Origin of the sequence: Candidatus Enterococcus murrayae, assembly GCF_017315985.1 — a bacterium.
GTDB lineage: Bacteria > Bacillota > Bacilli > Lactobacillales > Enterococcaceae > Enterococcus_A > Enterococcus_A murrayae.
Map to the genome: position 1 here is coordinate 19,490 of NZ_JAFLVR010000080.1, position 22,365 is coordinate 41,854.

16 protein-coding genes are annotated in these 22,365 nt (G+C 39.5%); 6 read left to right on the plus strand and 10 right to left on the minus strand.

Annotated features, from left to right (window positions below; genetic code table 11):
- Window positions 1–61 precede the first annotated feature (61 nt).
- Window positions 62–3,733 (minus strand): pyruvate:ferredoxin (flavodoxin) oxidoreductase, encoded by a 3,672-nt coding sequence (gene nifJ / locus JZO85_RS22065; protein WP_207110684.1) that lies wholly within the window; start codon window positions 3,731–3,733, stop codon window positions 62–64.
- Between the two features lie 261 nt (window positions 3,734–3,994).
- Between nifJ and JZO85_RS22070 the strand changes: the two genes are divergently transcribed.
- Entirely contained in the window at window positions 3,995–4,510 is a 516-nt protein-coding gene (locus tag JZO85_RS22070; protein ID WP_207110685.1) for a thioredoxin domain-containing protein, read from the plus strand.
- A 20-nt stretch (window positions 4,511–4,530) separates the two neighbouring features.
- Here the strand turns inward: JZO85_RS22070 and whiA are convergent, their stop codons facing one another.
- The 7 genes from whiA to uvrB all read right to left on the minus strand — a co-directional run bounded on the left by whiA (window position 4,531) and on the right by uvrB (window position 14,812).
- Window positions 4,531–5,466: a DNA-binding protein WhiA gene (whiA, locus tag JZO85_RS22075; protein ID WP_207110686.1), complete on the minus strand. Its 936-nt coding sequence runs from the start codon at window positions 5,464–5,466 to the stop codon at window positions 4,531–4,533.
- An 84-nt stretch (window positions 5,467–5,550) separates the two neighbouring features.
- On the minus strand, window positions 5,551–6,549 hold the full coding sequence (locus JZO85_RS22080) for a gluconeogenesis factor YvcK family protein (RefSeq protein WP_207110687.1): 999 nt from the start codon (window positions 6,547–6,549) through the stop codon (window positions 5,551–5,553).
- Window positions 6,546–7,433: an RNase adapter RapZ gene (gene rapZ / locus JZO85_RS22085; RefSeq protein WP_207110688.1), complete on the minus strand. Its 888-nt coding sequence runs from the start codon at window positions 7,431–7,433 to the stop codon at window positions 6,546–6,548. The genes JZO85_RS22080 and rapZ overlap by 4 nt, the downstream gene beginning before the upstream one ends.
- A gap of 306 nt (window positions 7,434–7,739) precedes the next feature.
- Entirely contained in the window at window positions 7,740–8,453 is a 714-nt protein-coding gene (locus JZO85_RS22090; protein WP_207110689.1) for an amino acid racemase, read from the minus strand.
- Window positions 8,454–8,455: 2 nt separating this feature from the next.
- Complete coding sequence (locus JZO85_RS22095) at window positions 8,456–9,712, minus strand: carboxylate--amine ligase (RefSeq protein ID WP_207110690.1); 1,257 nt, start codon at window positions 9,710–9,712, stop codon at window positions 8,456–8,458.
- A 101-nt stretch (window positions 9,713–9,813) separates the two neighbouring features.
- Window positions 9,814–12,636 carry an excinuclease ABC subunit UvrA gene (gene uvrA / locus JZO85_RS22100; protein WP_207110691.1) on the minus strand — a complete coding sequence of 941 codons (2,823 nt, stop codon included), beginning with the start codon at window positions 12,634–12,636 and terminating at the stop codon, window positions 9,814–9,816.
- Between the two features lie 184 nt (window positions 12,637–12,820).
- Window positions 12,821–14,812, minus strand: a complete 1,992-nt coding sequence (gene uvrB / locus JZO85_RS22105) for an excinuclease ABC subunit UvrB (protein WP_207110692.1) — start codon at window positions 14,810–14,812, stop codon at window positions 12,821–12,823.
- A gap of 245 nt (window positions 14,813–15,057) precedes the next feature.
- Here uvrB and JZO85_RS22110 point away from each other — a divergent pair, with 245 nt between their 5' ends.
- Window positions 15,058–17,220: an amino acid ABC transporter substrate-binding protein/permease gene (locus JZO85_RS22110; protein WP_207110693.1), complete on the plus strand. Its 2,163-nt coding sequence runs from the start codon at window positions 15,058–15,060 to the stop codon at window positions 17,218–17,220.
- 12 nt (window positions 17,221–17,232) lie between these two features.
- Window positions 17,233–17,970, plus strand: coding sequence for an ATP-binding cassette domain-containing protein (locus JZO85_RS22115; RefSeq protein ID WP_207110708.1), 738 nt, complete (start codon window positions 17,233–17,235; stop codon window positions 17,968–17,970).
- Between the two features lie 30 nt (window positions 17,971–18,000).
- Here the strand turns inward: JZO85_RS22115 and JZO85_RS22120 are convergent, their stop codons facing one another.
- Both JZO85_RS22120 and tuf read right to left on the minus strand, forming a co-directional pair.
- Window positions 18,001–19,044 carry a glycerol dehydrogenase gene (locus tag JZO85_RS22120; RefSeq protein WP_207110694.1) on the minus strand — a complete coding sequence of 348 codons (1,044 nt, stop codon included), beginning with the start codon at window positions 19,042–19,044 and terminating at the stop codon, window positions 18,001–18,003.
- A gap of 133 nt (window positions 19,045–19,177) precedes the next feature.
- The gene (gene tuf / locus JZO85_RS22125; protein WP_088935902.1) at window positions 19,178–20,365 is read right to left on the minus strand and encodes an elongation factor Tu; all 1,188 of its coding nucleotides are present in this window, start codon (window positions 20,363–20,365) and stop codon (window positions 19,178–19,180) included.
- A 316-nt stretch (window positions 20,366–20,681) separates the two neighbouring features.
- Between tuf and JZO85_RS22130 the strand changes: the two genes are divergently transcribed.
- From JZO85_RS22130 to JZO85_RS22140, 3 genes are read left to right on the plus strand one after another with little or no spacing between them, the layout of a single operon-like run.
- A complete protein-coding gene (locus JZO85_RS22130; protein ID WP_207110695.1) occupies window positions 20,682–20,957 on the plus strand; it encodes a hypothetical protein in 276 nt (91 codons plus the stop codon).
- A gap of 1 nt (window position 20,958) precedes the next feature.
- On the plus strand, window positions 20,959–21,594 hold the full coding sequence (locus JZO85_RS22135) for an ABC transporter ATP-binding protein (RefSeq protein WP_207110696.1): 636 nt from the start codon (window positions 20,959–20,961) through the stop codon (window positions 21,592–21,594).
- Window positions 21,594–22,355: an ABC transporter permease gene (locus JZO85_RS22140; RefSeq protein WP_207110697.1), complete on the plus strand. Its 762-nt coding sequence runs from the start codon at window positions 21,594–21,596 to the stop codon at window positions 22,353–22,355. Before JZO85_RS22135 ends, JZO85_RS22140 begins: the two co-directional genes overlap by 1 nt.
- Window positions 22,356–22,365 lie beyond the last annotated feature (10 nt).

Here is a 22,365-nt window from a genome sequence, read left to right on the forward strand (position 1 = left end):
ACATTTTCGTTTATTATCTATACTCGCTAAGTCTAATTTTAGCAAAAATGTTAATTCGAAGCTATTTACTCCGCTTTTCAGCACGGGCAGCTCTGCGTGCGGCACGCCGGGCTTCTGCTTCTGGATCAGTCTTACGTTCGCGTTTTACACCCGCATTCACAGATAATTCACTAGATTCTGCTTTAGTTCCTTCCAATCTTGCCCGAATCTTTTCCTCTTGACCAGCTAAACGTGCATAGTTATAAAAACGCGTTTGCGCATCGTTAACCGTTTTTTGGTATAGTCGTTGAGCATCATCTGGCTGCACTCTTTCTAACGCAGAAAAACGTGTTTGCTGTTTCATAAATCCGATCATGTCATCAAATTTTGGTTTCTTATAATCCAGTGACATCGGATTTTTACCTTTTTCTCGTTGTGCTGGGTTGTAACGGTATAGTGACCAATACCCTGAGTTAACAGCATCTTTAGCTTCTTGCAACGTTTTGCTCATACCGCCGCGTAATCCATGATTGATGCATGGTGTATACGCGATCACTAAAGATGGTCCAGGAAATTTTTCAGCTTCCTCTAATGCTTTGATTGTTTGCATTTGGTTGGCACCAGAAGCGATTTGCGCGACATAAACATTGCCGTAGGTCATCGCCATCATACCTAGATCCTTTTTAGATTGGTACTTGCCGCCTGCAGAGAATTTTGCAATAGCCGAGGCTGGGGTTGCTTTAGATGTTTGACCACCAGTATTTGAGTATACTTCGTTATCCATTACCAAAATATTCACATCTGCACCACTAGCCAATATATGGTCGATTCCGCCAAACCCGATATCGTAGGCCCAGCCATCGCCACCGAACATCCATTGACTGGTTTTGACAAACAGGTCCCGATTATCATAAATCTCAGCTAGTTTAGGGTCTGTCATTCCTTCACACTCTAATGCTGCTGTTAATTTTGCCGCTCTTTGCTGGGTCCCATCGGATTCAAACATGTGGTCCATCCAATCTTCCATCAGCTCCCGTAAATCATCTGAAACAACATCTAAAACATTATTGATTTTATCAGCTAACTCTTTGCGTCTTGTTTGATTGGCTAAAAACATTCCGTATCCATATTCTGCATTATCTTCAAAAAGTGAGTTCGACCAAGCTGGCCCCTGCCCTTTTTCATTCGTTGTATATGGACTAACTGGTGCTGCTGCCCCCCAAATCGAAGAACAGCCTGTTGCATTAGCAATCATCATGCGATCGCCAAACATTTGTGTCATTAATTTTACATATGGTGTCTCCCCACAACCAGCACAAGCTCCCGAAAATTCAAGCAAAGGCTGATTGAACTGTGATCCTAAAACGGAATTCGTTTTTGCTGGATTAGCTTTTTGTTTCAATGTCATTGAAAATGCCCAGTTAATCGCCTGTTCTTTCTCTTCTTGATAAGGCTTCATGACTAATGCTTTGTCTTTTGCTGGACATGCTTCCACACACAGACCACAGCCGGTACAATCTTCAACTGAGACTTGTATACGGTATTTTAACCCATCTGCACCTCGCATTTCTCGAACGATATAGCCTTCAGGTGCTTCCTCCATTTCTTCATCATTCGCAAGGAACGGACGGATTGCCGCGTGAGGACAAACAAATGAGCATTCATTACACATAGTACAGCGATCACTAATCCAATGAGGAACTTCTAAAGCTATGCCTCGTTTCTCAAATTTCGTCGTACCTGTGGGAATAGTTCCGTCAGTCATACCATTTACTACAAGGTCGTTCACAGTTAAATCATTTCCTCGTTGTGAATTAATAGGTTCAACAATTTCTTCTACATATTGAGACACAGTAGACTCACGAACTTTTATGGGAAGGTCAACTGTCCGCCAGGTTTCAGGCACCTCCACTTGATGCAACAATTCGACCGTCTGATCAATTGCTGCGATATTTTTCTCAACAATTTCCAGCGATTTCCGTCGATAACTTTTATCTGCTTCGATCTTTAGGATATCCAGCACTTCATCAAACGGGATAATTCCTGTTAAACTGAAAAATGCTGTTTGCATGACTGTATTGATACGTGAACCAAGCCCTACTTCCATTGCTAGCTTTGCAGCATTAATAGTATAGAATTTAATCTCATTTTCAGCGATATATCGTTTCATTTTCGCAGGCAATAATTTATCCATCTGCTTATCATTCCACATGGTATTCATGAGAAAAATTCCACCTGGCTTCAAACCTTTCAATAGGTCATAGGTATGAATATAGGCTGGTGTATGACAAGCGATAAAATCAGCACTCTCAACAAGATAAGTTGAACGTATCGGTGTATCACCAAAACGCAAGTGAGAAACGGTCAAACCACCAGATTTTTTTGAATCATAGCTAAAGTACCCCTGTGCATATTTATCTGTATGATCTCCGATGATCTTGATTGCCGATTTATTCGCACCAACTGTTCCGTCTGAGCCGAATCCCCAGAATTTTGCTTGAAAAGTATTTGGATTTGTTAAATCTATCGTTTTATTTGTTTCTAATGACATATTGGTCACATCATCAGTGATCCCAATCGTAAAACGTTTCTTTGTATTTACTTTGTCTTTCGCCAACTCATCATAAACAGCGATAATCTGATCCGGTGTAACATCTTTCGAGCCTAAACCGAAGCGTCCTCCAATAATTTTAGGACGAGTGTCAGCCTCATACATTACTCCTTGGATATCAAGTAAAAGGGGCTCTCCATCAGCGCCAGGTTCCTTTGAACGGTCTAATACAGCGATTGATTTTACTGTATCAGGAAGTTTTTCTAAAAAATTTTTGCTGGGAAACGGACGATATAAGTGTATGTTCAAAAAACCAACTTTACGACCCTTTGCATTTAAATAATCGACGGTTTGTTCGATTGTTTGTGCTACTGATCCCATTGCCACTATTACTTCGTCAGCATCTTCCGCACCATAATAGGTAACTAAGTCATAATTGGTTCCACGAAGTTTATTGATCTCAAACATGTATTTCTGTACGATTGCAGGCAGTTCGTCATAATAGCGATTGACTGTTTCTCGCTGTTGAAAATGCACATCTGGATTTTGATTCGTTCCACTGATCGTCGGATGATTTGGATTCATACTTCTTTTACGAAAAGCTTTCAACTTCTCTTGATTGATCAAGGGGGCTAATTCCTCATAATCTAATACTTCTACTTTTTGAATTTCATGACTAGTGCGAAAGCCGTCAAAAAAATTCATGAAGGGAAGACTGCCCTCAATAGCAGCTAAATGTGCCACTGCAGATAAATCCATTACTTCTTGGACACTGCTCTCTTGCAACATAGCAAATCCCGTTTGGCGAGCGGCCATTACATCACCATGATCACCAAAGATGTTCAACGCATTAGTTGTAACCGCACGACTAGCAACATGAAAAACGCCAGGTAGTAACTCTCCAGCGATTTTATACATGTTGGGAATCATGAGTAATAATCCTTGTGAAGCGGTATATGTTGTAGTAAGTGCTCCCGTTTTCAATGCGCCATGTACAACCCCTGCGGCTCCCGCCTCTGATTGCATTTCCGTAATTGATACAGGTTGTCCAAATATATTTTTCTTTCCTTGCGATGCCCATTGATCTACAAGTTCAGCCATGGTTGAACTTGGTGTGATGGGATAAATAGCCGCTAACTCTGTGAATGCATACGAAATATAAGCAGCAGCTGTATTGCCGTCCATCGTTTTTTTCTTACGCATGTTTTTCCTCCATTTCTAAAACAAAAAAAGTCCTTTTAGAAAGAACTTCAGATTCAGGCACTTGATACCATCTTGACTAACTAGTACCCTCAGTAAAATATGAAATCACAAGTTTATAATTTCTCTAACAACGCATTCATTATAAACTAACCACAACTAATTTCAAACACGAGTTTCAGTCTTTTTAACTTATTTAAATGAAAAGAACTTGTTTTCTTAAAAAATTTTTGTACACTTGTAAGAGAAAGGACGTGTTTTCTCATGGATATCTCTGTTATAAAAGGAAAGCTTGTTAATGACTTTAATGGAATCAAAATCGGTTCAGATGCTGCTCCAAAGCGATTAATTGAATTTATAAATCTTCGATGCCCTTTCTGTAAACAATGGTTTGAAGAATCTTATGACACTTTAAATCAAGCAGTCGCCGAAGGTAAAGTTCAACGCGTTATTAAATTATTAGATAAGGATAAAATTAGTTTGCAGCGCGGCAACGTAATGCACGAATATATCGATACAGATCCTAAAAAGGCTTTGATTCAAATTCAACTGGCTTTCGAAACGCAAGAAAGTTGGCAAGACCTAGAATTAGAAGCAGTCGCTGACTATGCTGAAAAAACATTGCGTTTCAAGCAACAAGCGAACCAAAGCTTGCAAAGTGAAATTCGCAATGAAGCTGAGCAAGCCAATATTAAGTTTGTTCCCACTGTTATATTAGGTGAACATATCTTTGACGAGTCAATTGATGAAGCTACATTAAAAACTTACATTGCTGAATAAAGAAAAAAACCGTTTGAAATTCAAACGGTTTTTTTACGCAGATTATCTGCAAAGTCATTAATTTTCCGAATCCGATGATTGATTCCAGATTTAGAGATTGCGCCAGAAGGTATCATTTCTCCTAGCTCTTTTAAGCTGATTTCGGGATTTTGGATTCTTAATTCTGCAATCTCTTGTAGTTTTTCAGGCAATGATTGCAGTCCAACGGTTGATTCAATAAAATGAATATTATCAATCTGTTTTGAAGCTGCATCAATCGTTTTATTCATATTTGCTGTTTCACAATTAACCAATCGATTAACTGAATTACGCATGTCACGTACAATTCGAACATCTTCAAATTTCAACATTGAGTTGGTAGCACCGATCAGAGTTAAAAAGTCGGCAATTTTCTCTGCCCCTTTTAAATAAGTAATATAACCGTTACGTCGTTCTAATGTTCGCGCATTTAAATCAAATTGATTCAGCAAGTCACAAATATCTTGATTGTGCTCCTCATAGATTGAAGAAATCTCCAAATGGTAGCGGCTGGTTTCGGGATTGTTGACAGAGCCAGAAGCCAAAAATGCGCCACGCAAATAAGCGCGTGTCTTATCATCTGATTGTTTAATTTCGTTTGAAATATGAGATTGAAACATCATGCCATCCATAATATCCAAATCCAATAAGATGTTCTGTGTTTCTTGTTTCAATCGAACAATATAAACATTGTTTTTCTTCAATTTCATTTTTCGTCGTACTAACAACTCACTGCGCACCTTATAATGCTCTTTCAGCAAAGTAAAAATCCGACGAGCGATCGCCGCATTTTCAGTCTGCACATTTAATACAAATTGATGATTGCTCAAGCTTAGCGACCCATTCATTCGTATCAAAGCGGCTAATTCAGCTTGCGCGAGATTCTTTTGGACTGCCAGACCCGTTAGCTCTTTTTTTACTTCGGCTGCAAAAGACATGACGAGCCCTCCTTCTTCATAATAAAGAACTAATTATTCCTAAAAATTAGTTCTCACTTGATTAATATTGTATTGATACTCTTTTTAAATTTTTGCTCCGAAAACAATTCGAAACAATTCATCAACTACTTTATCACCATCATGAAAAACACCGCCATCACGCAGTTCTAAAAAGTCGGTGGAAACTACACGACATCCTTCATCTCTGAGACCATTAAAATCATGTGTAACCTGTACCAAATACTCATCGTAGATTTCAGGGTCCATATAACCTTCAGGAACCTTTTCTGTATTGACTAAAACAGTATCAATAAATTTACTTTCAAGATGCTTATGCAAAACTCGAATATGATCTGCATCACTAAAATGTTCTGTCTCACCTTTTTGAGTCATGATATTGCAAATATACACGACTTCCGCATTCGTCGAACGAACAGCATCTCCTAATTCCTGAATCACTAAATTAGGAAGGATGCTTGTGAATAATGACCCTGGGCCCAGCACAACCATATCCGCTTCATGGATAGCGTTGACAACTTTCCGTGCTGCATGAACAGCTTTTTCCCCACTTTTCTCTGTAACATAGACTTTTTCAATCGTTTTGCGATCAATAGCAATTTTTGACTCACCTACCGCACTTGTTCCATCATCAAAATCCGCATGTAAGACTAACGGTGTTTCTGAAGATGGATAAATATGTCCGTCTACATGCATCATCATAGAAAGTAGCTGAATTGCTTCATACGTACTGCTACGCATTTCTGATAAAGCAGCGATCAATAGATTTCCAATTGTATGATTGGCAAGAAATTTGTCATCTTCATGAAAACGATATTGAAATAAATCTTCATATAGTTTTGGCATATCTGATAGAGCAGCTAATACATTCCTTAAATCACCCGGCGGAGCCATATCAATTGAATCTCTTAATTCGCCACTGCTGCCTCCATCGTCAGCTACAGTTACGACTGCTGTGATATCCGCACTTTGATTGCGCAAGCTCTTCAAAATGACTGGTAAACCAGTCCCCCCGCCAATCACGACAATTTTAGGTTTACGGATACGGTATGTTTTCATTTTCATGAACGATTCACCGTCTCTTTCCGCTTATCCTTATCACGATGTGTGATATTCACTTTATAATCGGCATCTTTAATAGCTTTGCCCACTCGTTCGGTCAAAGCAACCGAACGATGTTGACCTCCTGTACAGCCAATTGCAATCGTCAATGAACTTTTCCCTTCCTTAATATAACCTGGTAAAATATCCATGATAAGTCGTACAAAGTTCGTGTAAAAATTTTCTGTTTCTGGAAATGACATTACGTAATCATAAACAGGTTTATCTAAACCCGTTTGCGGACGCAGTTCTGGAATATAATGGGGATTTGGTAAAAAACGCACATCCATTACGATATCTGCGTCAATCGGCAAGCCATATTTAAAGCCAAAGGAAACAACTTCTACATGGAAGCCCACATCGTCTTTTTGTTTAAACGATTGATTGATTTTTTCTCGTAACTGACGAGGCGTCAAATCTGTCGTATCAATCATCAATGTCGCACGATTTTTTAAATCTTCCAAAATACCCCGTTCTTTTCGAATCCCCTCAGAAATCATCCCTTCCATCGCAAGTGGATGAGAACGACGAGTCTCTTTATAACGAGAAACCAACTCCTCATCAGAACAATCCAAAAATAAAATACTCGTATCAATAAATCCGGTATTTTCAATTTCTATCAACATTTTTTGGATGTCTTCAAAAAAAGAACGTGAACGCAAGTCAACAACTAACGCAATTTTCGTTACCTTCCCTGATTCACGAATTAACTCCCAGAATTTTGGAATCAACCCTGGAGGCATGTTATCTACGCAAAAATACCCCATATCTTCAAAACTTTGGATCGCAACGGTTTTTCCTGCCCCGCTCATACCAGTAATGACAACTAAATGTAAACTTTCAGTCATTCGTGTCACTCCTTTCTCATAATTAGGAAATCAAATGTGAAACGATTTTTATTTTATTCATACCACTTTTTTACTATACCAATAAAATGCAACAAAAAACGGTGCATTTCTTGAATACCACCTGACATAAGGCAAGCCTCCTGCCCAAATAAAAAGATACCAAAGAAGCTGAACGTTAGCCTCCTTCGCTATCTTTAAAAAATTATAACATTCCAGGCGTGTCTTTGCTACTTATTTGTAATTCTTTACTCTTTCCTAAGAGTAAGAAACTTTTTAACATGACGGAAGATAAAAAAACAGATCTCCTTATTTAGAAGATCTGTTTTTCAGCGCTAATTCAATAGTACGATCGGCTAAGATCGATTGGGCATCGATTACCGGATAAGGAACTTCCCTGGTCAGCTCTTGAACCAAAGAGAGTTCCGTGCAGCCCAGGATAGCATTTTGACAACCATATTTTTCGAAGACATCCGAAAGAATATCTAAATATAACTCACTATTGATAAAGTCATTTTCTTTCACGTCATGATAGATTAGATGGTTTACTTTGTCTTGGATGTCCTTTTCAGGAACCATGACTTCAAACCCTTTTGCCTCCAGCTCGTCTTGATATACTTTGGCAGACATTGTCCCGGCAGTCGCTAGTACGGCAATTTTTTCTCCTGGCTGATGGTGCTTTGTCACTTCAATGACTGCTTCACGTGGCATATGCAATAAAGGAATTTTTGTAGCAGCTTGAAGTTGCTTGAAAAAATAATGAGCAGTGTTACAGGTCAGCACGATAAAATCTGGCTGCAACAAATTTTGTTTCTCGATATCGTCTAATAAAAACGGTAACGGGCTTGGTGCCTCATGGTTTAAGATATACGCTGTTCGGTCAGGAACAGTCGCGTGATTGAACATCACGTAATTTAAGTATTCTTGATCATTATGAGCATGTGTCCGCTGATTTAAGATGCGAATAAAACTTTCCGTCGCCATCGTACCCATACCGCCAAGAACACTAAAGAAATTTTCCATATTTATCCTTCTTTCTCTTTAAAGAATAAATCAAATCGTCCTTTATACTTGCTGAACATATATTTCATTAGTACCCAACGCATTAGAGACATATCTTTCTTATAGAAGACTGTCGTGCCCCAATGATTTTTTTTGATCATTTCTAAGGCTTTTTCTTTGTCTGCGTTGTTACGAGCAAATTTTTCAAAAACACCTTTTGGTACACCCATCCATAACATGGATGTAGCAGACCCTGCTTTTCCATAAATCGTTTCACTGAACGGTTTTTCATACACACGATCTTCAGTCACATACTGTGCCAAATTGAACCCGTTCAACGTTACAAAGAAACTGCTGCGACCTTGACGCAAGTTGATTTCAAATAATTTGTATTCGCCATCGCGCGGATCATACTTCATATCAAAATTTGCAAATCCTGTGTAATCGATTTTTTCTAAAAAGCTCTTAATCGTCTGATAGATTTTTTCATTGTATTCTGGCATAATCGCTACATAGTTCCCGATTGCTTCCGGAGAAGGATCTTCTAATAGCGGATGTCCTAAACACATCATACGAACTTGATGGTTTTGATCAACATAAGCATTCAAAACACGCATATTGCTGTCATCACCTGGAATAAAGTCTTGAGCAATCATTTCACTAGTGTAGCCAGCTTGGTAAATGCGTTCAATGATCATATCAAACTCATCACGCGTATCTAAAATAAAGGCTTTCTTGCGGCCTTCAAAATCGATAGATAGCCATTCTACACTATTCGCAGGTTTTAAGGCAACTGGGAAATCGAATGGCAGTTCCTGCTTCAACTTGCCAGCTTCCAGCATATCTTCTGTAATAATAAATGTGTTCGGATAGGGTAAATCATATTTTTCACAAATTTCATAGAAGCTGACTTTGCTGATCAAGCTTTGTAATAAATCAAAATTAATATAAGGGCAGATAAACCATTCAGAAAGTTCGTCTTTATGTTGTGAAACTAACTCAGCATACCCGTCACCACAAGCAATCAATAAATATTTAGTATCAGGTTCGTTATAGGTACTTCTTCCTAATTCCCGCATTTGTTCAATAAACACCGGATCCTTATCAAATCCTGAAACAACATGAACATTCACGATCTTACTGTATTTTGTTGGTGCCAATTGCAGGCCAGCGTAGGCCTCTGAAACGATCCCATAGGCTTCATGAAAGGAACGGGCCATACCGTAGACATTAATATCGCTTCCCAATAAAATCGGGACAAATTTTTGTTTTTCATTCATATTCTATTACACCTTCTCATTCTAAATCCTTGATAATCATACCATAAAGAAAAATGCAAGCAAAGGAGAATCCTTCACTTGCATTAAGCTTTAGTCATTACTTATTTTTTTAGGACACGTTTTAAATAATGACCCGTATAACTTTCCGTTACATCAGCGATTTCTTCTGGCGTACCTGTCGCTAAAATAGTTCCACCGCCATCTCCGCCTTCCGGACCAAGATCAATGACATAATCGGCAGACTTGATAACGTCTAAATTATGCTCAATAACTAGAACAGTATTTCCAGCATCAACAAAACGCTCAAGTACTTTCAATAAGCGAGCAATGTCGTCTGTGTGTAATCCGGTTGTAGGCTCGTCTAAAATATAAAAATTCTTGCCGTTAGAATTCTTATGCAGTTCACTAGCAAGCTTCATCCGCTGCGCTTCACCGCCAGAAAGAGTTGTTGCTGGTTGTCCCATTGTAACGTATCCCAAACCGACATCTACGATCGTTTGCAGTTTACGATGTATTTTAGGGATGTGTTTGAAGAACTCAACAGCATCTTCCACCGTCATTTCCAAAATATCAGCAATGTTCTTTCCTTTATAATGGACTTCCAATGTTTCAGAATTGTAACGTTTGCCATGACAAACTTCACATGGCACATACACATCAGGCAAGAAATGCATCTCTATTTTAATGATCCCATCGCCCCGACAAGCTTCACAGCGTCCACCTTTGACGTTGAAGCTGAATCGGCCTTTTTTATATCCACGAATTTTTGCTTCATTCGTCTGTGCAAATAAATCACGAATATCATCAAAAACACTCGTATAGGTTGCAGGGTTGCTTCGCGGTGTACGGCCAATTGGACTTTGATCAATATCGACTAATTTTTCAATATTATTGTAACCAGTAATTTTTTTGAACTTACCAGGTTTATTTGAGTTGCGATTTAATTTTTGTGCCAAGGCTTTTTTTAGAATTTGATTTACCAATGTTGATTTACCAGAACCTGAAACACCTGTGACTGCCACGAATTTTCCTAATGGAAATTCTGCATCAATACTCTTCAAATTATTTTCAACAGCACCAGTAACCTTGATTTTCTTTCCGTTTCCTTTACGGCGTTCTTTAGGAACCGCTATTTCTCGCTTTCCTGATAAATACTGACCTGTTAAGGATTTTGGATTCTTCTCAACCTGTTTAGGAGTTCCTGCCGCGACGATCTCGCCTCCTTGATCGCCCGCGCCAGGCCCAACATCAATTAGATAATCTGCTGCACGCATTGTATCCTCATCATGTTCTACTACAATCAACGTGTTCCCTAAATCGCGCATGCGCTTCAAGGATTCAATCAAACGATCATTATCTCGTTGATGTAAACCAATCGAAGGTTCATCTAAAATGTAAAGAACTCCAGATAAATTTGAACCAATTTGAGTTGCCAGACGAATTCGCTGTGCCTCACCACCAGATAAGGTGCCTGAAGCGCGACTTAAAGTCAGATAATCCAAGCCAACATTTCGCAAAAAGCTTAATCGATCCTTGATTTCCTTCAAAATCGGCTTAGCAATGACTTTTTCCTGCTCACTTAAAGCCACTGTTTCAAAGAATTCCAAGGCGCTATTAATTGAATCTTCACTCACTTGCCCAATATTCACATCATTAATCTGAACTGATAATGCCTGTGGATTTAAACGGTAGCCATGGCATGTTTGACAAGTTAATTCTGTCATATATAAACGCATTTGATCTCGAGTGAAATCACTATTCGTTTCTGCATAACGCCGATTAATATTGTTGATAATTCCTTCAAAAGGAACTTCCACATCACGAACACCGCCAAAATCATTTTCGTAGTGGAAATGGAAATTATCACCATTTGAACCATTTAAGATAATATCCTGATGTTCTTTTGGTAATTCTTCAAAGGCTGTGTCCATGTCAATCCCAAAACTTATACAAGCTTGCTCCAACATTTGAGGATAATATTGTGAACTGATTGGGTTCCAAGGGACTAATGCTCCTTCTCTCAGCGTCTTGCTTTGATCTGGAATCACTAAATCCATGTCCACTTCCAATTTCACGCCTAACCCGTCACAATCTGGGCAGGCACCAAATGGAGCGTTGAATGAAAATAGTCGAGGCTCTAGTTCTCCAACTGTGAAACCGCAATAAGGACACGCATAATGCTCACTGAACAACATTTCTTTTTCACCAATCACATCAACGATCGCGTAGCCTTCCGCTAAACGCAATGCAGCTTCAAAAGAATCAAATAAACGTGAGCGGATTCCCTCTTTCACGACAATTCGGTCAACAATAATTTCGATGTCGTGTTTTTTATTTTTTGTCAATTCAGGCGCTTCTGTCACATCGTACATTTCGCCGTCAACACGCATGCGGACATAGCCCTCACGCTGAATCATTTCAAAAACCTTTTTATGCTGCCCTTTTTTCTTAGCAACTACTGGCGCTAAGATTTGTATTTTAGTCCGTTCTGGTAATTCCAAAACTTTATCGACCATTTGCTCAACCGATTGAGACGTGATCTCGATATGGTCATTAGGACAGATTGGATGACCAACGCGTGCGTATAACAGACGCAAGTAATCATTGATCTCAGTTACAGTCCCTACTGTCGATCGAGGATTCTTACTTGTCGTTTTTTGATCAATTGAGATTGCCGGACTCAAGCCATCAATGCTATCTACATCTGGTTTGTCCATTTGCCCCAGAAATTGCCTTGCGTATGCAGATAGGCTTTCCACATAGCGTCGTTGTCCTTCTGCATAGAGCGTATCAAAAGCCAACGAGCTTTTCCCTGAACCAGATAAACCAGTAACAACCACCATTTTGTCACGAGGAATCGTAACATCAACGTTTTTCAAATTGTGAGCGCGTGCTCCATGAATTACTATCTTATCATTCGCCATTTATATCTCCTATTTCAACTTTGTCGTATTCATTTTTCTAAAAAAAACGAAAAATGAGTGTTATCTTCATCCGTAGATCATTCCACTAAACTTTTCTATCAGTTATCTTGAGCAGCATGTCGTCTTTTCTCCAAATGACGAGAACTGGTAAAAGTGGAATTGACATCTTATTAAATATTTTGATTTATTCTGCTGCTTTTAATTCTAATATCGTATCACGCAAGGTTGCTGCAGTTTCGAAATCTAGCGTCTTAGCGGCTTCACGCATTTCATCTTCAAGCTTCGCAATGAGTTCTTTGCGTTCTGATTTCGTTAGCTCTTCATAGGAAGTTGTATCGTAAGTTTCAACCGCTTCTGCAACTTTACTAATCGCAATCAAATCACGAATCTCTTTAATAATTGTTTTAGGCTCAATGCCATGTTCTTCATTATATTGCTGCTGAATGCTACGTCGACGTGAGGTTTCATCCATTGCTCGTTGCATTGAATCCGTGACTTTGTCAGCATACATAATCACTCTACCTTCCGAGTTACGAGCGGCACGTCCAATGGTTTGGACCAAAGAACGTTCGCTTCGCAGGAAGCCTTCCTTGTCTGCATCCAAGATCGCCACTAATGAAACTTCCGGTACATCCAGACCTTCTCGCAGCAAATTGATCCCAACAAGTACATCAAACTTGCCCAAACGCAGATCACGTATAATTTCAGTACGTTCAAGCGTTTTGATATCACTGTGCAGATACTTGACTTTAATCCCAAGTTCTTTGAAGTAATCTGTTAAGTCCTCTGACATTTTCTTCGTTAAAGTGGTGACAAATACCCGTTCATTCCGTTCAGAACGTTCGTTAATTTCTCCTACCAAGTCATCGATTTGTCCCATTATTGGACGCACTTCAATAACCGGATCTAATAAACCAGTTGGACGGATAATCTGCTCAACCACTGTATCTGTTTCTTCGTGCTCATAAGGCCCTGGAGTCGCTGAAACGTATACGATTTGATTAACGCGTTCTTCAAACTCCTTTAACTGTAAAGGCCGATTATCTAATGCTGACGGCAAACGAAAACCATAATCTACCAGCATCTGCTTACGTGCACGGTCGCCATTATACATTCCGCGTACCTGAGGCATCGTTACATGTGATTCGTCAACAACAAGTAAAAAGTCTTCTGGGAAAAAATCAATCAGCGTATAAGGTGGTTCTCCTTCTTTCCGACCATCCATATGTCGTGAATAGTTTTCAATACCCGAGGTATAACCCATTTCTCGCAGCATTTCAATATCATAATTCGTCCGTTGCTCCAAACGCTGAGCTTCTAGTAACTTATTATCGTTTCTTAAAACTTCCAATCGATCAGCAAGTTCTTTTTGAATGTTGCTGATGGCTACTTCCATATGTTCTTCATTTGTTAAAAAGTGAGTCGCAGGGAAAATAGCTACGTGTTCTGTTTCTCCTGTGATTTCTCCCGTCAAAGCGTCTACCTCACGTATCCGCTCAATCTCATCTCCAAAAAATTCCACGCGTAAAGCACGTTCGTCTCGTGAAGCAGGGAATATCTCCACTACATCACCACGAACGCGAAAACGACCACGTTGAAAATCAATATCGTTTCGTTCAAATTGAATATCGATCAGGTTTCGCAGCAGTTGATTTCGATCCATCTCCATTCCCACACGCAGTGAGACGACCTGCTCCAAATATTCTTTCGGCGAACCCAGACCAAAGATGCAAGAGACCGATGCTACGACAATTACATCATTTCTCTCCAGCAGAGCACTTGTCGCCGAGTGACGCAGTTTGTCAATCTCATCATTGATGCTCGAATCTTTTTCGATATACGTATCGCTAGAAGGAACATAAGCCTCGGGTTGATAATAATCGTAATAGCTGACAAAATACTCCACCGCATTGTTAGGAAAGAATTCCTTAAACTCACCGTATAATTGTCCTGCTAATGTCTTATTATGGGCAATAATCAACGTTGGTTTATTAACCTCTTTGATGACATTGGAAATCGTATAAGTTTTCCCTGTACCGGTGGCACCTAAAAGTATTTGTGCTTTTTTTCCATCGACGATTCCTTCGGCGAGCTGTTCAATGGCCTCAGGCTGATCGCCAGCAGGCTGATATTTTGAATGAAGGTCGAACGTGTTGTCCGTTACTCTTTCAATCATACAAAAATCCCCCTTTTTATATTAAATGAACAAAGATTTTCCATTCCAAAATTATAGCATACCGAACATATTTTCGCCATTTTTTATTCTTGTCGTAAGAAGTTCTTAAAAACGTCCATGTTACATTTTGTTACATCTCATGTTATAAATTTTTTGCTTTTTTTCTATCCTCCAATGAAGCCTCTTGTATTTTATCCTTAAACTAACATATAATAAACAAACGATAAGTAATTAGGAGGATTATTATGAGAAAAAACAAATTAATTCCATTCGTCGTTTTCTTTATGGCAAGTATTTTCACACTAGGCTTTGCTAACAAAACAGACGCCGCGGAAAAAACATATAAAATTGGAACGGACCTAACTTTTGCTCCTTTCGAATTCCAAAACTCCGATGGCGAATACATAGGGATCGACGTGGATTTACTTAACCAAATTGCAAAGGACCAGAACTTCAAAGTGGATTTACGTCCTTTAGGCTTTGACAGTTCAATCCAAGGAGTTCAATCAGATCAGCTGGATGGCATGATCGCTGGTATGAGCATTACAGATGAACGTAAAAAAACATTTGATTTTTCAGAACCGTATTTTGATAGTGGCATCCAGATGGCCGTTAAAAATGACAACAAAAACATCAAAGGTTACAAGGATCTGAAAGGAAAGACGGTTGCTGCCAAAATCGGTACCGAAAGTGCTACATTCTTAGATAAGAACAAAGATAAGTACGGTTACGAAATCAAGCAATATGAAGCTGCCGATGCTATGTATAATGCTTTGACTAACGGAAATGTTGAAGCGATTTTTGATGACTATCCGGTTCTTGGGTATGCTGTAACAAACGGTCAACCCTTCAAGTTAGTCGGTGATCCAGAAAAAGGCAGCTCTTATGGCTTCGCTGTAAAAAAAGGCGAAAACAAAGAGTTGCTAGAAAAATTCAACAAAGGGTTGAAAGCTTTAAAGAAAGACGGAAGCTACGATAAAATCGTCAGCAAATACATTTCTACTGGTTCAGGCAACAAAGAAGTCTCTGATGAAATGAAAAAAATCGAACCGAAAAAAGATGTTTATGTCGTTGCTAGTGACTCTGCATTCGCTCCATTTGAATACAAAGACAGTGATGGAAAATACAAAGGGATCGACGTTGACTTATTAAAGCGTGCAGCCGAACTTCAAGGGTTTAAATTAGATATTAAATTTATCGGCTTCTCTTCAGCGATGCAGGCATTAGAATCTGGGCAGGCAGAAGGTATGATCGCTGGTATGACAATCACAGATGAACGAAAGGCCAATTATGACTTTTCTGATCCTTACTTCCAAAGCGGGATTCAGTTAGCTGTGGCCAAAGACAATAAGGATATCAAATCCTATAAAGATTTAAAAGGAAAAACTGTCGGAGCTAAAGTCGGTACTGAAAGTGCTGATTTTCTAGAAGCTCATAAAAAGGAATATGATTACACCATCAAGAGCTTTGATGCAGCTGATCAGCTATACGATGCGTTGAAGGTTGGCTCAATTGACGCTATGATGGATGACTACCCTGTTATCGGTTATGCGGTCAATCAGGGACAAGATTTAAAAACACCGATTAAACGTGAAGTTGGTGGCGAGTATGGTTTCGCAGTGAAAAAAGGGCAAAATGCGGAGCTTAGAGAAATGTTCACCGAAGGCTTGAAAGAAATGAAACGTACTGGTGAATATGATGAGATCGTCAATAAGTACATCGGGTCTGATAAAGAAGAAAAGAAAGATGCTATTGATGAATCCACGATTACCGGTCTATTGAAAAACAACTATAAATCATTACTAGACGGTTTATGGAAAACCATCGTTCTAGCCTTAGTCTCATTTGCTCTTGCCTTAGTCCTAGGTGTCATTTTCGGATTATTCCGAGTTTCTCCAGTTCGTGGATTACGGACTTTAGCAGGTGTCTACATTGATATTATCCGGGGTATTCCAATGATGGTATTAGCCTTCTTCATTTTCTTTGGCTTACCAGGGATTACCGGAATTAAGATTCCCGATTTTGCCGCAGGAATCATTACTTTGACTTTAAATGCAAGTGCCTATATTGCTGAAATCGTCCGCGGCGGTATCAATGCTGTGCCAGTTGGTCAAATGGAAGCCTCTCGTAGTTTAGGTCTTTCATACAATCGCACGATGCAGAAAATTATTTTGCCGCAGGCTGTGAAGATCATGATCCCTTCTTTCATTAACCAATTCGTTATCAGCTTGAAAGATACGACGATCATCTCTGCTATCGGTGTCGTGGAATTACTCCAAACAGGTAAAATCATCGTCGCTCGTACAACTCAAAGCTCTTACGTATACTTGATCATCGCGATCATGTACTTGATCTTGATCACGATCTTGACTAAGTTAGCAAACCGTTTAGATAAGAAGGTGAAATAGATGGAAAATAGAATAGATAAAAAAATTGTCGTAAACCATTTAGTAAAGAAATTCGGTGAAAACACCGTATTGAATGACTTGAATATCACCATCAGTGAAGGTGAAGTAGTTTGTATTATCGGACCATCTGGTTCAGGTAAAAGTACCTTCTTGCGCTGTATGAATCACTTAGAAGAACCTACTTCGGGCGAAATCATTATCGATGGTCAGGATCTGACCGATAAGCATACAGACATCAATTTGGTGCGTCAGCATATTGGAATGGTATTTCAGCATTTCAACTTGTTCCCGCACTTGACTGTTTTGGAAAATATTACTTTGGCTCCGCTTGATTTAAAAGGCGAATCAAAAGAATCGGCTAATAAGCGTGGAGTGGAGTTGTTAACACAGGTCGGCTTAGCTGAAAAGAAAAATGATTATCCAGATAGTCTTTCTGGCGGCCAAAAACAGCGTGTCGCAATCGCTCGTGCATTAGCAATGAACCCTGATGTCATGCTTTTCGACGAACCAACCTCTGCTCTTGACCCGGAAATGGTTGGAGATGTATTAAAGGTTATGAAAGATTTAGCGCTGCAAGGAATGACAATGGTAATCGTTACTCACGAAATGGGATTCGCTAAGGAAGTAGCTGACCGTGTGATCTTTACCGACGGTGGTAAAATTCTTGAGGACGGCACACCAGAACAAGTTTTCAATAATCCTCATAATCCAAGAACGCAAGACTTCTTGAATAAAGTATTGAATATTTAATCCATAAACACAAAAAGCCGTGAAATCATTTTAGATTTCACGGTTTTTTCTAAAAACTAATAAAGCTTGATAAACTTCTTCTTTGGTCACTGGTGATTGACTGCGGATTATTCCATCCTCTGGAGAAAAGGCCAAATCAGTCACTTTTTTCAGTTCTTCCGCAGATGGGAAGATCGATAAATCCTCATAAGTAGTCGGCAAATCTAAATTCTCAAATAGCCTTCGATACTGAGTCAGTTCCTCTTCTCGCCCTTCTATATGAAGATGCTGTAAAGTCGTCAGAGCGATGATTTGTCCGTGACTCCCCTTCACTTCTCTACCCCATAGGCTAATCATCGCATTGTGCAGTGCATGAGCAATACTCAAACCGCCCGATTCAAACCCAATCCCGCTTAATAGTGTGTTTGCCTCAACAACCGCTTCAAATGCCGGCGTAATTTCATGTTTCTTGTTTGCCTCCACTGCTGCTTCTGCATACTCCAACAAAACTTCACGACATTTTTCTGCTATGGCTTCTGCTGCCAAGGTGGGCAGTGCTCCAAGTGTGTTCACTCCGGAATTTTCTCGCACTGTTCTCGCTTCTATTGACGTAGACAATCCGTCAGCGATTCCGGCAGTTAGAAAATGGACTGGACTGTTGATTAAAATCGCCGTATCAACTAAAACTAAATCAGGACTTTGAGCATAGTAATCATACTTTTCAAAGTAACCATCTTGGTATTTCACCGAAATCCGTGAAGTTGGCGCATCTGTTGAAGCAGATGTTGGAACAACGATACAGCTGCTGTTCGATTCAAATGCCAACGCTTTTCCCAAATCGATCGCTCTTCCACCGCCCAAAGCAATAACATAATTAAAACTGTTTGTACCTCTCTCGTTCTCCACTAGCCATGTGCTAATTTGGCCGCCTCGAATAGTCAGCTCTTCGATCAATTGCTTTCCGACCATTTGGTACACAAATGAATCAGTTACCAATAATCCCTTTGCACCAAAAGCTAAAATATCCTCTAAATGATTCCATAAAACATTTTTTCCCTGACGATACGTCATAGGACTGACAAAAACTTTCTCCATAGCTGCTCCTTTTGACCCTTTTAAATTATCATAGCAATCAAATAACACAGTTGCAAGATAACCCGAAGTCCAGTATCTCCATAACACAAAAAAAGCACACAGCGTTGAATAGCTGCGTGCTTAGTAAATTCTATTATGCTTCGATTTCGGTTACGATACCTGAACCGACAGTACGTCCGCCTTCACGAATAGAGAATGTTGTTCCCTTTTCTACAGCGATTGGGTGGATCAATTCAACATCGATCGTTACGTTATCGCCAGGCATTACCATTTCAGTACCTTCTGGCAATACGATGTTACCAGTAACGTCTGTTGTACGGAAGTAGAATTGAGGACGATAGTTGTTAAAGAACGGAGTATGACGTCCGCCTTCTTCTTTCGTCAATACATAAACTTCTGCACTGAATTTTGTATGTGGTGTGATTGAACCTGGTTTAGCTAATACTTGTCCACGTTCGATTTCATCACGTGTGATGCCTCGTAATAAGACCCCAACGTTATCGCCGGCTTCACCATAATCCAATGTTTTACGGAACATTTCAAGTCCAGTTACCACTGCTTTTTGAACTTCAGGTTTGATCCCGATAATTTCAATTTCATCGCCAACCTTGACTTCACCACGGTCAATACGGCCTGAAGCAACAGTCCCGCGTCCTGTGATTGAGAAGACATCTTCCACTGGTAACAAGAATGGTTTGTCTGTGTCGCGTTCTGGTGTTGGGATATATTCGTCTACAGTATCCATCAAGTCCATAATCACTTGTTCTTGTTCAGGATCACCTTCTAAAGCTTTCAAGGCAGAACCTTTAAGAACTGGAATATCATCGCCTGGGAAACCATATTCAGAAAGCAGCTCACGTACTTCCATCTCAACTAGATCAATCAATTCTTCATCATCAACTAAGTCGACTTTATTCAAGAAAACGATCAAATATTTAACACCTACTTGACGTGATAGTAAAATATGTTCACGTGTTTGAGGCATTGGTCCGTCAGTAGCTGAAACTACTAGGATCGCACCATCCATTTGAGCGGCACCGGTAATCATATTCTTTACATAGTCCGCGTGTCCTGGAGCATCGATATGTGCATAGTGACGTTTTTCTGTTTCATACTCAACGTGAGCGGTGTTAATAGTAATTCCGCGTTCTCGTTCTTCTGGTGCAGCATCGATACTAGCATAGTCTTGAGGGTTTGCTAGACCTTTCTTGCCTAATACCGTTGTGATCGCTGCCGTTAATGTTGTTTTCCCGTGGTCGACGTGACCAATGGTACCAATGTTAACGTGTGGTTTACTTCTATCGTAATGTTCTTTTGCCATAATAAACAAACCTCCTAAAAAGTGTAAAAATTCTTACGGATACAGTGTAAAACATTTTGGGCTAAATGAAAAAGATTTACACTTTTACTTTTTGTAAGTAACTATCCGAGATCATAATACATCAGAATTGGTCAAACTCCAAATAATTTGTTTCTACTTTGAATAAAGGAGATTGATTCGAAAGCTGATCATGACTGATTATTGTTTATGTATAGACGAAAGAGTGTACAGAGAGAAGGATTATTGGTTTAATAATAGTGAGGATTCCATGATATTCCCACTCTTGTTAGAACTAAATAATGAAGGAGAAGATTAAATGAACAGTTTTCAAAAACAACTAGCTCAAGTACCAGCGGAAATAAGCAAAGCGTGGAGTGTTGGGTTTGTTTTTGTCAAAGAGAAGGATCACTATTGGCATTTTCCAGCCAGACAATGGAACGAACAACAAATACAGGATTATTTCTTTGATCGGTACAAAAAAGACAGCCAATTTATTCTTTATCCTAAATTGGGTTTGAAGCAGCTGGTGATAAATGATCTGCCTGAGCTTTTTGTCATCGTGCCTTATGACTATAGAAAGGATAATAATTAACATGGCTTTATTAGAATTAAATAGTGTTAGTTACCAAGCGGAAGAACGTTTGATTTTGGATCAGATTACCTTGTCTGTTGAACAGGGAACTTTTTTGACAATTACCGGACCGTCTGGTGGCGGTAAAAGCACTTTGCTTCGAATGATTGCATCGCTGCTGTCTCCGTCCAGCGGAGAGATTCTTTTTCGCGGGAAAAATCAACATTCATATGATTACACTGAATTTCGTCAACAAGTCTCTTATTGTTTTCAGCAGCCGTCATTATTTGGCGAGACTGTCCAGGACAATTTAGAATTTCCTTATCTGATTCGACAAACTACTCCAAATCAGGAACAAATGCTGGAGCATCTTCAAATGGTCGATCTTCCAAAAAGCTACTTACCCAAAAAAATCAATGAGCTTTCTGGAGGTGAGCGTCAGCGGGTTGCATTAATAAGAAATATCTTGTTCCTGCCAGAAATTTTGTTGTTGGATGAAGTGACCTCTGGATTAGATGAACAGACAAAAACAATTATTCATCGATTGATCGACAGCATTCATCAAAACGGCTGTACTATTTTACAAGTGACTCATGATGAATCTGAAATCAAGGCTGCGAAGAAGCTGCTGTTCGTTCAAGGAGGGAAATTGAAATAATGAATCAATTAGCTGTAAACGATCTTTCATTAGTTCTCGCCTTTGCGCTAGTTCTGATTGCTGTTCTGATAAGTGCTAAAGAAAAGCTTCACTTATCGAAGGATATTTTTCTTAGTATTATCCGAGCGATCATACAATTAGTGATCGTAGGCTACTTACTGAAGTATATTTTTCAAGTGGATAATAATTTTTTAACGATCGCCATGAGTCTGTTTATTGTTTTCAACGCTGCTTGGAACGCGCATAAGCGAAATCCTAGTCTTCATAAAAAGTATATTCCCTCATTAGCGGCTATTTTTATCAGCACGTATGTTACTCTGGGCCTATTGATTTTTTCTGGCGCAATCAAGTTCATTCCTTCTCAAATCGTTCCTATTACAGGTATGATAGCAAGTAATTCTATGGTAGCGATCGGTTTATGCTATAGAGCCTTGAATACACAATTTCACGATCTGAGACAGCAAGTACTGGAAAAATTGGCATTAGGAGCTTCAATCAAGCTGGCTTCTAAACCGATTCTGCAGCAAAGTATCAAGACCGCCATGCAGCCGACAATCGATTCGGCAAAAACGGTTGGACTAGTCAGTCTGCCTGGAATGATGTCAGGGCTGATATTTGCCGGACTTGATCCGGTACATGCCATCAAATATCAGATTATGGTGACCTTTATGCTGCTGTCAGCTACTAGTCTCGGCTCCATCATTGGCGGCTACTTTGCTTATAAGAACTACTTCAATTCCGATCACCAATTGACCCTCTAAAAAACAGGAC